Origin of the sequence: Agrobacterium tumefaciens (genome assembly GCF_013318015.2) — a bacterium.
In the GTDB taxonomy this organism is placed as follows: Bacteria; Pseudomonadota; Alphaproteobacteria; order Rhizobiales; family Rhizobiaceae; genus Agrobacterium; species Agrobacterium tumefaciens.
In genome coordinates, this window is record NZ_CP115841.1 from 2,737,136 (window position 1) to 2,751,712 (window position 14,577).

The following is a 14,577-nucleotide window of genomic DNA, read 5'->3' on the forward strand; positions in this document are numbered from 1 at the left end:
GGGGCTACGGATGCATGCGTTTTAACGCCGGATCATCCATTGCAGGATTATAAAACAGCGAAAGCGTCAGGCTTTTTGCGATACGTTCCGCAGTTTCCATGAAGCAGCTATGGGCTTGTGGGCTCGGCGCGATATCGTCAAGGGTGGCCGAAAAAAGCGCCAGCCATTGCGGGAACAGTTCCGCCGACATGCCTTTTACGCCAAGATGCGCCTGCACCGGCTTGCCGCCGTAGCCGCCATTCTTGAAGGCGACGGCGGCCCAGAACTGTTTCATCCTGGCCATATGCTCCGGCCAGCGCCCGGAAAGCCGCGCATCGAAGACAGGGCCCAGCGTGGGATGTTCCAGAACGCGGGCGTAAAATGTCTCGACCAGCAGGTCGACGAAACCGGCGTCGATGCCGATAGCCGCCATGGCCTTTTCCGCCCTGTTCTGAATTTCCGCGTTGTGGGCGGCCTTTGCCGCGATCTGGTCCTGCATTGTGCTTCCTTTTGCGGCAGAACCTACGTGGCTCTTCGACACTCCGCAATGCGACCCTTTGGCATATTAGAATAATTCTAAAAGGCTTGATTGTGACGTGATCAGGATGTATTTAGAATTATTCTAAAGAGGTTCCAGTCATGTTCCGCAGTCTTTTTTCCCTGTCCAAACGCCCGTTCTCCTCGCTTGGCGAACAGGAAATCCTCGCACTTGCCATCTCGTCCGAAGAAGACGATTCCCGCATCTACCGCTCCTATGCCGATCATCTGCGCGCGCAATATCCGCAATCCGCAAAAATCTTCGATGATATGGCCGAGGTGGAGCAGCAGCATCGAAACGTGCTGATCGACATGCACCGCAGGCGATTTGGGGAAACGATCCCCCTGATCCGCCGTGAGCATGTGCGTGGCTTTTACGAGCGCACGCCGGACTGGCTGGTGAAGAACCTGTCGCTTGACAAAATTCGTGCGCAGGCGGAATTGATGGAGGCCCAGGCGATCCGTTTTTACGATGAGGCTGTCAAGCGCACCAGCGATGCCTCGACCCGCAAGCTGCTCGGCGATCTGGCCGAGGCGGAGCGTGGTCACGAAGACATCGCGCAGATGCTGGAAGAGAAACATCTCGACGAAAACGGCAAGACAGAAGAGGCGGAAACCGCAAAGCGGCAATTTCTTCTGACCTTCGTGCAGCCGGGTCTTGCGGGACTGATGGATGGTTCCGTATCGACGCTGGCGCCGATCTTCGCAGCCGCCTTCGCCACGCAGGATACGTGGCAAACCTTCCTGATCGGTCTTTCGGCCTCCGTTGGCGCGGGTATTTCCATGGGCTTCACCGAGGCGGCCCATGATGATGGCAAGCTTTCCGGTCGTGGCTCTCCGGTAAAGCGCGGTCTCGCCTCAGGCATCATGACGGCCGTTGGTGGCCTTGGCCATGCGCTGCCCTATCTCATTCCGCATTTCTGGACAGCAACGGCCATCGCCGCGGTCGTCGTCTTCGTGGAACTCTGGGCCATCGCCTTTATTCAGAACCGCTTCATGGAAACGCCGTTCCTGCGGGCAGTGTTTCAGGTAGTGCTCGGCGGTTCGCTGGTGCTGGCCGCCGGTATCATCATCGGCAACGCCTAGTGAATAATAAAGCCCGCAGCGTTTGCTGCGGGCTTTCTGCATTGAGCCTATAATATCTGCCGATCAGCGCAATGCGCCGACCAGAACGTCGCGGCCATCCTCGATGGAAACCCAGCGGCCCGAATTGAAGGACGCCTGCCGCTTCAGATAAGTGTAGTTGGTGTCGGTCCAGAGCTTCACGTCGTCGGTGAGATTGTCGAGAATATAATCGCCATCGGTGGTGCGGAGCGTCAGCACGGCGTGGCCCTCGCCATCAGGCTTGCGCACGACAGTAATTAGCAGGTCAGCAACGGAAAACCCACGCTCGATCAGCTTCTTGCGCTTCAGCAGCACGAAGTCCTCACAATCGCCAGCGGTCGTGGGATATTCCCAGACTTCTTCCTTGCCGTAGATTTCCATGTCGGTCATGGCGACGATCGAGGTGTTGACGGATGTGTTGATCTCGCGAACCACACCCCAGCCATACTCGGTGACGCGTGGCGGCGGCGTCAGCTTGCTTCGAATGTTGCACTCGCTCGCGTATTTCTGACAGAACTCATAATGGCCGATCGGCTGGGATGTGATCCCACCCGTCACCATGGAAGGGCTTCCCTTGGTTTCCGCCACGGCGGAGGCAGCAGTCAATAGCCCGGCGGCAACTGCAAACAGCAGCGCACGCGCCAGCGGTGCGTTCATCATGAAACCCGTCCCTTAATTCTTAACGAAAAGTTAAGAGGGTTGGGGGTCAGGAGTCAATCACTAGCCATCGGCGGCGCGCAAGACTCGTTAAATATGGTTAAGATCGTTGCGCAAATGCCTATGTTGCAAGGGCTTTGACGGCAGCCAGCATCCTGTCGATATCCTGCGGCCGGGACAGCCGGTGGTCGCCATCGCGGATCAGCGTCAAGACGACGTCGTCGGCAGGAAGATGTTCGAGGAGCTTCAGCGCATGCTGATAGGGAACATCGGGATCGCGCATTCCCTGCAGGATGTGAACCGGGCAGCCCGTGGTAATGATGCCGGTGAGGACGCGGTTCTGCTGCCCGTCTTCCATCAGCGCGCGCGTAAAGATGTTTGGCTCGGGGCTGTATTCCGAATGTTCCTCGAAATAACCTTTTTCTTCAAGCGACCGTTTTTCCGCATCCGTGAGGCTCGGCTCTATCAGGTCCGCCGTGAAATCGGGGGCTGGCGCAATGAGGACCAGACCAGCGACGGACGGCGTGCCGCCGGCCTTGCGCAGTTCCTCAACCATGCGCAGCGCAATCCATCCACCCATCGACGAACCAATAAGGACGACGCGCGATGGCGCCTTTTCGCGCACGACGGCAAGTGCCTCTTCCCGCCATCTTGAAATCGTGCCCTTTTTGAAGTCACCGCCGGAAGCGCCGTGCCCGGAATAATCGAGCCGCAGGCACGCAATGCCGTTTTCCGCCGCAAAGCGGTCGAGTTCCACCGCCTTGGTTCCCGTCATGTCGGAACGGTAACCGCCGAGCCAGACAAGCGTGGGTGCATCTTCTCGTGAAGTTGACGGGCGGTGAAGGACGGCGATGTCGCGGGCGTCGTCGCCCATGCCTACACGCAGGAATTCAGCGGCTTGTTCAGTCATGTATATGCAATTCTCCTGAATTTCGCGCAACAAAGGCGACGTATTTGCAAAAACCGTGACAACAGGTGATCTTTTCGGGCAGATATGCTATTGACTTCGCCACGGCAATAACGACATTTCCGCCGCTTGTACCAAACAAGCTGTTTTTTGCCGATGTGATCCAGAAACAGATCAGGAGAATACGACCATTCGCAGACCTTTCAAAGCCGATGCCCCCGTCAAGGAGGGCCCGCGCTCCAACCGGGAAATCCGGGTTCCCAGAGTTCAGCTTATTGATGAAGAGGGCCAGAACCTCGGTAGCATGCCGACGGACCAGGCTTTGAAAATGGCGGAGGATGCCGGTCTCGATCTCGTTGAGATTTCGCCGAACGCTGAACCGCCGGTATGCAAGATCCTCGATCTCGGCAAGCTTAAATACTCGACCCAGAAAAAAGCCGCTGAAGCGCGCAAGAAACAGAAGATCGTCGAGGTCAAGGAAATCAAGATGCGCCCCAACATCGACACGCATGACTATGACGTGAAGATGAAGGCGATGAACCGTTTCTTTGACGAAGGTGACAAGGTGAAGGTGACGCTGAAGTTCCGCGGCCGCGAAATGGCCCACCAGGAACTCGGCATGAAGCTTCTCCTCCAGGTGAAGGAAGATACCCAGGCGATTGCCAAGGTTGAAGCCGAGCCGAAGCTGGAAGGCCGTCAGATGATGATGGTTCTCGCGCCGAAATAACTCTTTCGCGCACGCCGCCCGGGCGGCATGAAGCACCACCGCAAGGGGAAGTTCGTATTCCCCGTTGCGCTTTTAACCGACTGCGGTTATAAGCGCGCGTCCGAACGGTCCGGCAGGGCATGCCGAGGCCGTTCCTGAATAGCTTGAAATAGGCCTCGTCTGCCTGTTTCGATACAAAAACACGGAGTAGCAAAATGCCCAAGATGAAGACGAAGTCCGCTGCAAAAAAGCGGTTCAAGATCACCGCCACCGGCAAGGTTGTTGCAGCCGCCGCCGGTAAGCGCCACGGCATGATCAAGCGTACCAACAAGTTCATTCGCGACGCGCGTGGAACCATGGTTCTCGCCGAAGCTGACGGCAAAAAAGTCGTCAAGAACTACCTGCCGAACGGTCTCTGAGACTTTTCCGCACTTTTGGACACTTTAAGGAGATCATGACATGGCACGCGTAAAACGTGGCGTAACTTCCCGCGCCAAGCACACCAAGACACTCAAGGCAGCCAAGGGCTTCTACGGCCGCCGCAAGAACACCATCCGCGCAGCTAAGGCTGCCGTGGATCGTTCCAAGCAGTACGCTTACCGCGACCGCAAGGTCAACAAGCGCAACTTCCGCGCTCTGTGGATCCAGCGTATCAACGCTGCTGTTCGCGAATTCGGCCTGACCTACGGCCGCTTCATCGACGGCCTGAACAAGGCTGGCATCGAAGTTGACCGCAAGGTTCTGTCCGACATGGCTATCCATGAGCCGGCAGCATTCGGCGTGCTCGTCGAGACCGCGAAGAAGGCTCTTGAGTACCTCAAGGAAGCTGGTACGACCAACGAGTTTGAAACCGCTGTAAAGTAATTACGGCGCGGACAATCTGTTGTTCATTTGAAACCCGCGCCGGTCCTCCGGCGCGGGTTTTTCGTTTTCAGTTTCTGATACAGCTATATCGGCGTTTTTTAATTTAGAAATTTAGAAGAGTTGGAGTATTCACGCCGTTTGAAGCGAAATCCTTGGTGGACGGAAATGCTGGTCAATAAAATTCAGGTTGTGGAAGCAGAAGGCTTTCGCGTTCATCTCGACGATGACGACATCGCAACCCTGATGCGCGTCCTCCTGAAAAGTGACCGGCGCATTCAAAAGGTCGAGCTCTCGCAATTGACGGTTTGGATCAAACGGCAGGGCACGGAACGTGTGACCTGGTGGATGAAAATGCAGAAGCTGCTGTCAAAACTTCTGCCTTATGCTTTTCTTCGCCCTTCTGAACCGCTGGACGGCGCCGGCCTCATGCAGCGAGAGCTGGAAACGTTGCAGCAGTTCCAGCAAGGCGGTTTCCCGGTTCCGCCGCTGATCTACTCGTCGCGCACAGCAATGGTGCTGGGAGATGTCGGTCCGACGCTCATGGAGCGGATGGATGCGCTAAAGGCGTCCGATCCGGTGCGACATGACGCCTTGCTTGTGAAATCCGCAGAAGCGCTTGGCGAGCTGCATGCGGCGGGCCTCTGCCACGGCCGCCCGCATGTGCGTGACTTCTTTTTAAAAGACGACCGTATCGGTTTCATGGATTTCGAGGAGCGCCCTCAGGAGGTCATGCCGCTGGAGACGGCGCAGGCGCGCGATATCTGGCTGCTGTTTTTGCAGGTCGCGACCCGCGCCTGCGATGCGCCTAAAACCTGCGACGCCGCCTTTGCCCGCTGGCGTGAAAACGCCCCGCCGCGGGCGCTTGAAGAATTGTGCCGTCTGATCGGCATTCTGGGGCGATTTTTACCGCTTGCCCGGTTGATCGGGCGCGTGCGGATGGGTAGTGATCTGCGACGCTTTATCATGGCGACCGACTATCTGATGAATGCTGTGAACCCCGAAGCCGCTGTTAAAAATACCGGCAAGGCAGGAAAAGATGACTGAACTTGATACCTTGAAATCGCAACTGATGTCGGAGATCGCCGCCGCCGCCGATGAGCCGGCCATCGAAGCCGTGCGCGTCTCCGCGCTTGGCAAGAAGGGCTCGGTTTCGGAGCTTCTGAAGACGCTGGGGTCGATGACGCCGGAAGAGCGCCAGACCCGGGGCGCTGCCATCAACCAGCTCAAGACTGAAATCACCGACCTGATCGGTGAACGCAAGAGTGGCCTGAAAGATGCTGCGATTGCCGCCCGCCTGAAGGCGGAAACGCTTGATGTCAGCCTGCCGGTCCGCCAATCTCCGACCGAGCGCGGCCGCATTCATCCGATCAGCCAGATCGTCGATGAAATCACCGCGATCTTTGCGGATATGGGCTTCTCGATCGCCGAAGGTCCGGATATCGAAACGGACTATTACAACTTCACGGCGCTGAATTTCCCCGAAGGCCATCCGGCCCGCGAAATGCATGACACCTTCTTCTTCCAGCCGGATGAAAACGGCGAGCGCAAGGTGCTGCGCACGCACACCTCGCCGGTGCAGATCCGCACCATGGAAAGCCAGAAGCCGCCGATCCGCATCGTCATTCCGGGCAAGACCTATCGTCAGGATTCCGATGCCACCCATTCGCCGATGTTCCATCAGGTCGAAGGTCTGGTGATCGACAAGAAGGCGCATGTTGGCAATCTGCGCTGGGTACTTGAAGAGTTCTGCAAGACCTTCTTTGAGGTGGATAGCGTTGTCATGCGCTTCCGCCCGTCGTTCTTCCCCTTCACGGAGCCGAGCTTCGAGGTGGATATTCAGTGCGACCGCTCCGGCCCGATCGTCAAGTTCGGCGAAGGCAACGACTGGATGGAAATCCTTGGCTGCGGCATGGTGCACCCGAATGTGCTGCGCGCCGGCGGTCTGGACCCGGATGAATATCAGGGCTTTGCCTGGGGCATGGGCCTCGACCGCATCGCCATGCTGAAATACGGCATGCCGGACCTGCGTGATTTCTTCAACGCCGATGTCCGCTGGATGAACCACTACGGCTTCCGCCCGCTCGACATACCGACGCTGTTCGGCGGTTTGAGCGTTTAATCCGGTTAGCCAAGGAGCAAAGACATGAAATTCACTCTTTCCTGGCTGAAAGAGCATCTCGAAACGGATGCGACGCTGGACGAGATTTGCGAACGGTTGACGGCAATCGGGCTTGAGGTCGAGGACGTCGACGACAAGGCGGCCTATAAGCCTTTCGTCATTGCCAAGGTCGTCTCCGCCGAAAAACATCCCGAGGCCGACCGCCTCAAGGTGTTGATGGTGGATGCCGGTGACGGCAAGCCGGTGCAGATCGTCTGCGGCGCACCGAATGCGCGCGCCGGCCTTGTCGGTGCGCTGGCGCGTCCTGGCGTTTACGTGCCGGGCATCGATGTCACGCTTGCCGTCGGCAAGATACGCGGTGTCGAAAGCCATGGCATGATGTGCTCCGAAAAAGAGCTGAACATTTCCGACGATCACGACGGCATCATCGATCTGCCGGAAGACGCGCCGGTCGGCACTTCTTTCGCGACCTATGCCGGACTTGACGATCCGGTCATCGAGATCAATCTGACGCCAAACCGCCCGGATTGCACCTCGATCTATGGAATCGCGCGCGATCTCGCCGCTTCCGGTCTCGGCAAGCTCAAGACCAAGCCAGCGCCGTCCTTCAAGGTCGAAGGCTCAACCCCGGTCGACGTGAAGCTGGAGCTGGATGACGCGGCGCTCTGCCCCGGCTTTTCGCTGCGCATCGTGCGCGGTGTGAAGAACGGCCCGAGCCCGAAGTGGATGCAGCAACGTCTGATGGCGATCGGCCTGCGTCCCATCAATGCGCTCGTGGACATCACCAACTACATGACTTTCGATCAGGGCCGGCCGATGCATGTCTTCGATGCCGCCAAGGTCAAAGGTGATCTGACGGTCCGCCGTGCGAAGGAGGGTGAGACGATCCTCGCGCTTGATCAGCGCGAATACAAGCTCGGCCCGAACAATGTCGTCATCGCTGACGAAAAGGGCCTCGAGTCCATCGGCGGCGTCATGGGCGGTGAACACTCCGGCTGTGATGAAAACACCGTTGACGTGTTGATCGAGTCCGCTCTCTGGGATCCGATCAACATCGCCAAGACCGGCCGTTCGCTGGGCATCATCACCGATGCCCGTTATCGCTTCGAGCGCGGCGTCGATCCGGAATATATGGTTCCGGGTCTGGAACGCACCACCGAACTGGTTCTGGAACTCTGCGGCGGCGTTGCCGGCGAAGCCAAGGTCGTCGGTTACAAGGGGCATCAGCCCAAGGTCGTTGATTTTCCGCTCTCGGAAGTGAAGCGTCTGACCGGCCTAGAAGTTTCGGCGGAAGAAAGCCTGGCCATTCTCAAGGGTCTCGGTTTCGGCATCGAGGGAACGGGCGAGCGTGTTTCCGTCACCGTGCCGTCCTGGCGCCCGGATGTCGACGGCAAGGCCGATCTGGTGGAAGAGGTCATGCGCATTCATGGCGTCGACAACATCAAGCCGCAACCGCTGGAGAGCTTCGGTGCCGTCAACCGCCGCATCTTGACGACGCTGCAGGTGCGCACCCGCACCGCGCGCCGTGCGCTTGCCAGCCGTGGCATGCTGGAGGCCGTCACGTGGTCCTTCATCCCGGAAGCTCACGCGAAGCTTTTCGGTGGCGGTTCGCCCGCTCTGAAACTGGCCAACCCCATCGCGGCTGATATGTCGGATATGCGTCCTTCGCTTCTGCCGGGCCTTCTGACCGCAGCACAGCGCAATGCCGACAAGGGCCATGGCGATGTGGCAATCTTCGAGGTCTCCGGCACCTATGAGGGTGACACGCCAGACACCCAGCGCCGTGTTGCCGGCGGTGTACGCCGTGGCACGGCCTCGCTCGCAGGAAGCGGCCGCATGTGGTCCAATGCCACAAAGGGCGGCGGCAAGCCGGTGGATGTCTATGACGCCAAGGCCGATGCGCTTTCGGTGCTCGAAGCCTGCGGCCTGCCGATGGCCAATGTGCAGATCGAGGCCGGCGCTCCCGGCTGGTATCACCCTGGCCGCTCCGGCACCATCAAGATGGGTCCGAAGGTCGTGCTCGGCTATTTCGGTGAATTCCACCCGAAGACTCTGTCAGAGCTGGATGTTTCCGGTGTCTATAGCGGTTTCGAGATCTATCTCGACGCCATGCCGGAGCCGAAGAAGAAGGCGACCCGCACAAAGCCGGCCCTTGAGCTTTCGCCCTTCCAGGCGGTCAAGCGCGACTTCGCCTTCGTGGTCGACAAGTCGGTCGAGGCAGGCGCCATCATCAAGGCTGCAACAAGCGCTGATCGGAAGCTGATCACCGGCGTCAATGTCTTTGACGTCTTCGAAGGTGCATCGCTTGGCGAAAGCCGAAAGTCCATCGCCATTGAAGTTCAGATCCAGCCGGTCGACAAGACGCTGACGGACGAGGATTTCGAGGCGCTGACCGCAAAGATCGTCGGTAATGTCGAGAAATCGACGGGCGGCGTGCTGAGAGCGTAAAGCTCTGTTTCCATGAATTGAAAAAGCCGAGGCAGTCGCCTCGGCTTTTTTGTTTTTAGCGGTTCGCCATCTGGGACATACGCTCGGGATATCGTTGGCCGGCAACCTTTGCTGGAGAAAGCAACGCGCCAAGGCTGGCGACTTCTTCTGCCGTCAGCGATACATCCGCTGCCGCCACGTTTGTCTCAAGATTGGCGATTTTCGTCGTACCGGGGATCGGAACGATAAAGTCACCCTGCGCCAGCACCCAGGCCAGCGCCAGTTGCCCGGCGGTAACACCCTTTTCGGCAGCCATATCTTCCAGAAGCTTGATGAGCGCCAGATTGGCATCGAAGTTTTCACTTTGGAAGCGCGGCAGGCCGCGGCGGAAATCGTCGGATGCAAGTCCGTCGAGCGACTTCAGCGCGCCCGTCAGGGCACCACGCCCGAGCGGGCTGAAGGGGACGAAACCGATACCGAGTTCGCGGCATGTTTCCAGCACGCCGTTTTCCTCCACATCGCGGGTCCACAACGAATATTCGCTCTGTATGGCAGCGATCGGGTGAGTGGAATGCGCCTTACGAAGTGTTTCGGCACTCGCTTCCGAAAGGCCTAGATGTTTCACCTTGCCCTGCCGGACCAGTTCCGCCATGGCGCCGACCGTATCTTCGATTGGGACATCCGGATCGACGCGATGCTGGTAGAACAAGTCTATGGTGTCGACGCCTAGGCGTTTGAGAGAGGCTTCGGCGACGGCGCGCACATTTTCCGGGCGGCTGTCGGTACCCACCATCATCTGGCCTGCGGGTTTGCTAGCGTCGATTTTGAAACCGAACTTGGTAGCTATGACCACATTGTCGCGATAGGGCTTCAAACCCTTGCCGACGAGGATTTCGTTGTTGTAGGGCCCATAGACCTCTGCCGTGTCAAAAAAAGTGACACCGAGTTCGACGGCGCGGTGCAGCGTCGCTATTGCACTATTTTCGTCGCCGGTCGGGCTATAGGCATGGGTCATGCCCATGCAGCCGAGGCCAAGCGCCGAAACGGAAAGGTTGTTTCCGAGAGTTCTTTTTTTCATCTGTTCGTCCTTCCATGAGGAGCCGCCCGTTGTCAGGGGCGTGGTGAGAAGATAGCGCCCTAAGACGGCAAAAATAATCGCTGCAAATCGTTGCGGGTTGTTCTATTATTTAGAACAATGAACCGTGTGCAACTCTCTCAACTCGCTGTCCTCGCTGCCGTTGCCGAAGGCCGCAGCTTTCGTAAAGCTGCCGCCGAACTTGCCATTGCGCCTTCCGCCGTCAGCCATGCAGTATCGTCGCTCGAAGCGAGCCTTGGCCTGCGCCTGCTGCATCGTACCACCCGCAGCGTTTCGCCGACAGAGGAGGGCAGGCGGCTTCTCGAGACGCTTGGGCCGGCCCTTGCTGAAATCGATGCCGTCATCGATACGCTTGCCGAGCATGGCGGAAGGCCGGCCGGACCGTTGCGGATAACCCTGCCAAGACTTGCGGCGGAGGACCTGATCATGCCCCGGCTTGGCGAGTTCCTGCGGCTATATCCAGATATCTCGCTGGAGATTTCGACCGATGACCGCTTCGAGGATATTGTCGCAAAAGGTTTCGATGCCGGCCTGCGGCTCGGCGAGAATCTTGAAGCGGATATGATTGCCGTGAAGGCGAGCGGCCCATGGCGTGGCGCGATTGTCGGCGCGCCCACCTATTTCGCAGAAAATCCCCCGCCCCGTGAGCCGAGGGATTTGATGCGGCATCGCTGTATTCTCCGTCGCTTCTCCAGCGGTCTGCTCTACCGCTGGGAGCTGGAAAAGGACGGCAGACCTTTGGTGGTCGATGTGCAGGGGCCGCTCATCCTGTCGGACCAGAGCCTTATTCGCCGGGCGGCGATTGACGGCGCGGGTCTGGCTTTCGTTTTCGAACAGCGCGTAGAAGACGACATCAAGGAAGGCAGGCTGGTCCGGGTGCTGGAGGACTGGTGCGCGCCCTTTGATGGTTTTTATATCTATTACCCCTCGCGCCGGCAGATGCGCCCGGCGCTAAGGGCTTTCGTGGATTTCTTCCGCTTCAGAGGGTGATCAGAACTTGATGCGATAGCGGATATGGCCGTCGCTTTTGACGTAGCTGTCGTAAAGCTTCTGGGCACGGTGATTGTGCTCGTCAGTGTTCCAGTAAAGCCGGGACCAGCCCTTTTCCTTGCATATGGCAATGAGGTCATCCATCAGCGCCCGGCCTGTTCCCTTGCCACGGATCGCGCCGTCAACGAACAGGTCTTCCAGATAGCAGTCGGGCGTTTTCACCCAGGTGGAATCATGGAAGTGATGGATGGCGAAACCGGCCATCCTGTCGCCCAGAAGAGCCACGCGCATGGAAACGCGTGATGCCGGATCGAGGATACGCGCCCATGTATGGTCCGTAACTTCCTCGGCAAGGTGTACGTTATAGAAGGCGAGATAGTCGTTCCACAGGCGCAGCCATTCTGCCCGGTCTTCCGGCTCCGCGTCGCGAATTACAAGATCCATGTCACGCGCCCGCCTTGTCGAGCAGCGTCATCATCTCATCCGTCAGCTTGAGATTGACGGCGCGTTTGAAGCTTTCGAGTTGCGACAGGCTGGTGGCGCTGGCAATCGGTGCCGTCACGGCCTTCTTCCGCAATAGCCACGCCAGCGCGATATCGGCAAGCTTGGCTCCGGTTTCCACGGCAACCGCATCCATGGCGCCCAGAACGGCAAGGCCGCGGGCGTTGACATATTCACCCACCCGGTAGCTGCGGGCGACGCCCTCGGTATCCGCCTTGGCGCGATATTTCCCGGTGAGGAATCCGGCCGCGAGGCTATAATAATTGATGACACCAATTTCCTGGGCGACGCAAAGATCGGCAAGCGGGCCTTCGAAATCCGCACGGTTGTAGAGATTATATTCCGGCTGCAGCACATCGTAACGGGGCAGATCGTTCTTCGCGGCCGTGTCCAGCGCTTCCTGAAGCTGGCTCACCGAATAGTTGGAGCAGCCGATGGCGCGTATCTTTCCCTGTTCCTTCAGCTTTGCAAAGGCTGCAAGCGTTTCCTCCAGCGGCACATCCGCGTCCGGCTTATGGGCGAGGTAGAGATCGATATAGTCGGTTTGCAGCCGCTTCAGCGAGGCGTCGACAGCCTCTGCGATCCATTTGGCGCTGAGGCCTGTCTTCTGACCGCGATTGTCGAAACCGACCTTGGTAACGATCACCGCGTCCTCACGCTTGACGCTCGACTGTTTCAGCCATTTTCCGATGATGGCTTCCGACTCGCCGCCCTCATGCCCGTCCACCCAGGCGGAATAGACGTCTGCCGTGTCGATGGCGTTGAACCCGGCGTCGAAAAATGAATCGAGCAGGGCAAAGGAAGTCTTCTCGTCCGCTGTCCAGCCGAACACGTTGCCGCCGAAGACGATCGGGGCGATGGAGAGGCCGGTGCGGCCAAGGCTTCGTTTTTCCACGGGGAATGCTCCTGTTGCTGTCTTTGGCGGCAAGGTTATCAACTACTTGCCGGCATAACCATTCAATTCCTTTGATGGCATTCATCAGGCAACGGGCAAAAGCGGGTGAGATCAGGCCTGAAAGCCGCGATAGTGGCTGGGCGGGAGGTGATTGTGCTGTTGCCACACGCGCCGCAAATGCCGGGCGGAGGCAAAGCCCGCCTGCTCGGCAATGGCTTCCATATCCAGACGGCTGTTTGCAAGGATGTCGCGGGCAAGATTGACCCGCATCAGGTTGACGTAGTCGATGACGCTGATGCCGGTATGCTCGCGAAACAGGCGGGACAGGTGCCTCTCGCTGAGTGCGGCAATATCGGCCAGCCGTTCCAGCGACCAGTCCTGAGCCGGTTCAGTCATCACCCGGTCCTGCACCCGGTGAATGGCGGGGTGAATGTGGTTGCGGCCGGTAAGCCAAGGGGAGATTTGCGGATCATTGCCGCTGCGCCTGAGATAAACGACCATGTTTTTGGCAATGCGCGCCGCGACCGCAGGCGATGTCAGTCGGGAAACGACATGCAGCATGAGGTCGGTGCCGGTGGAAATACCGGCGCTGGAGAAGCGGTTGCCATCCTCTACGAAAAGACGGTTTTCGGCCACCTGCGACAGCGGTGCGGTGCGGCGCAGCGCTTCGATGCAATCCGCATGTGTCGTACAGCTCCGCCCGTCGAAAAGTCCTGCTTCGCCCGCCAGCAGTGCGCCGGAGCAAATGGAAATGACTGTGGTGTCCGAGCGCACTGCGCGGCGCAACCATGCCACCAGCGCCTGCCGCTCCCGTCTCATCTCCGGCGCGTTGTCGAATCGGGAGATGCTGCCGGAAATCAGCAGGAAAGCATTGTCCGGCAGGTTCTCGGGCAGGGCCTCCAGCCCGCAAAGCCCAAGGCCGATGGAGGATTGCTGCTGGTCATGTTCCGCGATGTAACGGCAGTCGAAATGGACGTCCCGCTGTTCCGCGTTGGCATAACGGATCACCTCCAGCGGGCCGGCAATATCGAGCAACAGCGCGTGTGGCGGCACAAGCGTATAAAAGGGAATGGTCCGCGTGCCGCCATTGTCCATCAGGCGGCCTTTCGTACCGTTTCGAGAACGTCGCCGACGGTTGCGATGCGCGCAAAGCGACCGGCCAGCACCAGCTCGGTTCGGGTGCGAATATCATCAGGGCTGAACACGGTGCCTGAGGCGTGCGTCATTGGAAAGGTAAGCGTCGCCTCGGTGACGTAATCGACTGTGTAACCGAGGTCCGATGCATGCCGTGTGGTCGTTTCGCAGCACTGTTCGGTGCGGATGCCGGATACGATCAGCCGGTTGATACCCTTTTGCGTCAGCCAGATATCGAGGCCGGTGCCGGCGAAAGCAGAGTGGCGGTTCTTGCGAAAGGTGACGTCAGGGGTAATGCGCACACCTTCCAGCGCGCGAATATAGGCGCTCTCCTCTGCAAAGGCCCGGTCGCCATCGACATGAAAGATTTGCACGATTGGAATGCCCGATGCCTTGGCGCCGTCGATCAGTGCCTGCTGTTTTTCCAGATAGGCGGGAAGTTCGCTTTCCTCGAAATAGGGGGTGTGCCGAAAGGATTCCTGAACGTCGATGACAAGGAGTGCTGTGTGAGAAGAGGACATTTCATGATTCTCCATTGGGTTCATGCATAGCATAATTCACCTTTGAAAGGCTGGATAAAAGCATGGAAACCGACAAAGGAAGGACGAATCCGGCCATAGCGTTTGCAGTTACGTTTCGTGCGACTTGCCAGGCGTCGCGA

At 58.6% G+C, this 14,577-nt stretch carries 16 protein-coding genes; 8 read left to right on the forward strand and 8 right to left on the reverse strand.

The genetic code is table 11. The annotated features are described in order from the left end of the window. Positions 1–4: 4 nt before the first annotated feature. On the reverse strand, positions 5–478 hold the full coding sequence (locus tag G6L97_RS13300; RefSeq protein WP_111782885.1) for a group III truncated hemoglobin: 474 nt from the start codon (positions 476–478) through the stop codon (positions 5–7). Between the two features lie 140 nt (positions 479–618). On the opposite strand from G6L97_RS13300, the gene mbfA reads away from it, so the two are divergent. After that, positions 619–1,602 carry an iron exporter MbfA gene (gene mbfA, locus G6L97_RS13305; RefSeq protein ID WP_003514615.1) on the forward strand — a complete coding sequence of 328 codons (984 nt, stop codon included), beginning with the start codon at positions 619–621 and terminating at the stop codon, positions 1,600–1,602. Positions 1,603–1,665: 63 nt separating this feature from the next. On the opposite strand, the gene G6L97_RS13310 is transcribed toward mbfA, so the two are convergent. Then, the gene (locus G6L97_RS13310) at positions 1,666–2,280 is read right to left on the reverse strand and encodes a transglutaminase-like cysteine peptidase (RefSeq protein ID WP_003514617.1); all 615 of its coding nucleotides are present in this window, start codon (positions 2,278–2,280) and stop codon (positions 1,666–1,668) included. Positions 2,281–2,398: 118 nt separating this feature from the next. Continuing rightward, positions 2,399–3,187 (reverse strand): alpha/beta hydrolase, encoded by a 789-nt coding sequence (locus tag G6L97_RS13315; protein ID WP_111782884.1) that lies wholly within the window; start codon positions 3,185–3,187, stop codon positions 2,399–2,401. A 187-nt stretch (positions 3,188–3,374) separates the two neighbouring features. On the opposite strand from G6L97_RS13315, the gene infC reads away from it, so the two are divergent. The 6 genes from infC to pheT all read left to right on the forward strand — a co-directional run bounded on the left by infC (position 3,375) and on the right by pheT (position 9,321). After that, positions 3,375–3,911 carry a translation initiation factor IF-3 gene (infC, locus tag G6L97_RS13320; RefSeq protein WP_060641871.1) on the forward strand — a complete coding sequence of 179 codons (537 nt, stop codon included), beginning with the start codon at positions 3,375–3,377 and terminating at the stop codon, positions 3,909–3,911. Between the two features lie 194 nt (positions 3,912–4,105). Continuing rightward, the gene (gene rpmI / locus G6L97_RS13325; protein WP_003493355.1) at positions 4,106–4,309 is read left to right on the forward strand and encodes a 50S ribosomal protein L35; all 204 of its coding nucleotides are present in this window, start codon (positions 4,106–4,108) and stop codon (positions 4,307–4,309) included. Positions 4,310–4,349: 40 nt separating this feature from the next. After that, positions 4,350–4,754 (forward strand): 50S ribosomal protein L20, encoded by a 405-nt coding sequence (gene rplT / locus G6L97_RS13330; RefSeq protein WP_003514622.1) that lies wholly within the window; start codon positions 4,350–4,352, stop codon positions 4,752–4,754. Between the two features lie 165 nt (positions 4,755–4,919). Continuing rightward, complete coding sequence (locus G6L97_RS13335) at positions 4,920–5,798, forward strand: lipopolysaccharide kinase InaA family protein (protein WP_111782883.1); 879 nt, start codon at positions 4,920–4,922, stop codon at positions 5,796–5,798. Then, positions 5,791–6,873, forward strand: coding sequence for a phenylalanine--tRNA ligase subunit alpha (pheS, locus tag G6L97_RS13340; RefSeq protein WP_025592180.1), 1,083 nt, complete (start codon positions 5,791–5,793; stop codon positions 6,871–6,873). Before G6L97_RS13335 ends, pheS begins: the two co-directional genes overlap by 8 nt. A gap of 24 nt (positions 6,874–6,897) precedes the next feature. Beyond that, positions 6,898–9,321 carry a phenylalanine--tRNA ligase subunit beta gene (pheT, locus tag G6L97_RS13345; protein ID WP_111782882.1) on the forward strand — a complete coding sequence of 808 codons (2,424 nt, stop codon included), beginning with the start codon at positions 6,898–6,900 and terminating at the stop codon, positions 9,319–9,321. Between the two features lie 55 nt (positions 9,322–9,376). On the opposite strand, the gene G6L97_RS13350 is transcribed toward pheT, so the two are convergent. Continuing rightward, the gene (locus G6L97_RS13350) at positions 9,377–10,378 is read right to left on the reverse strand and encodes an aldo/keto reductase (RefSeq protein ID WP_174002569.1); all 1,002 of its coding nucleotides are present in this window, start codon (positions 10,376–10,378) and stop codon (positions 9,377–9,379) included. A 117-nt stretch (positions 10,379–10,495) separates the two neighbouring features. On the opposite strand from G6L97_RS13350, the gene G6L97_RS13355 reads away from it, so the two are divergent. Beyond that, positions 10,496–11,386 (forward strand): LysR family transcriptional regulator, encoded by an 891-nt coding sequence (locus G6L97_RS13355; protein WP_111782880.1) that lies wholly within the window; start codon positions 10,496–10,498, stop codon positions 11,384–11,386. Here G6L97_RS13355 and G6L97_RS13360 read toward each other — a convergent pair whose 3' ends face one another. The 4 genes from G6L97_RS13360 to G6L97_RS13375 all read right to left on the reverse strand — a co-directional run bounded on the left by G6L97_RS13360 (position 11,387) and on the right by G6L97_RS13375 (position 14,437). Then, positions 11,387–11,830: a GNAT family N-acetyltransferase gene (locus G6L97_RS13360; protein ID WP_003514632.1), complete on the reverse strand. Its 444-nt coding sequence runs from the start codon at positions 11,828–11,830 to the stop codon at positions 11,387–11,389. Position 11,831: 1 nt separating this feature from the next. Further along, entirely contained in the window at positions 11,832–12,782 is a 951-nt protein-coding gene (locus G6L97_RS13365; protein ID WP_080800638.1) for an aldo/keto reductase, read from the reverse strand. A 111-nt stretch (positions 12,783–12,893) separates the two neighbouring features. Continuing rightward, entirely contained in the window at positions 12,894–13,877 is a 984-nt protein-coding gene (locus tag G6L97_RS13370; RefSeq protein WP_111782879.1) for a GlxA family transcriptional regulator, read from the reverse strand. Beyond that, a complete protein-coding gene (locus tag G6L97_RS13375; RefSeq protein WP_111782878.1) occupies positions 13,877–14,437 on the reverse strand; it encodes an isochorismatase family protein in 561 nt (186 codons plus the stop codon). The genes G6L97_RS13370 and G6L97_RS13375 overlap by 1 nt, the downstream gene beginning before the upstream one ends. Positions 14,438–14,577: the final 140 nt, after the last annotated feature.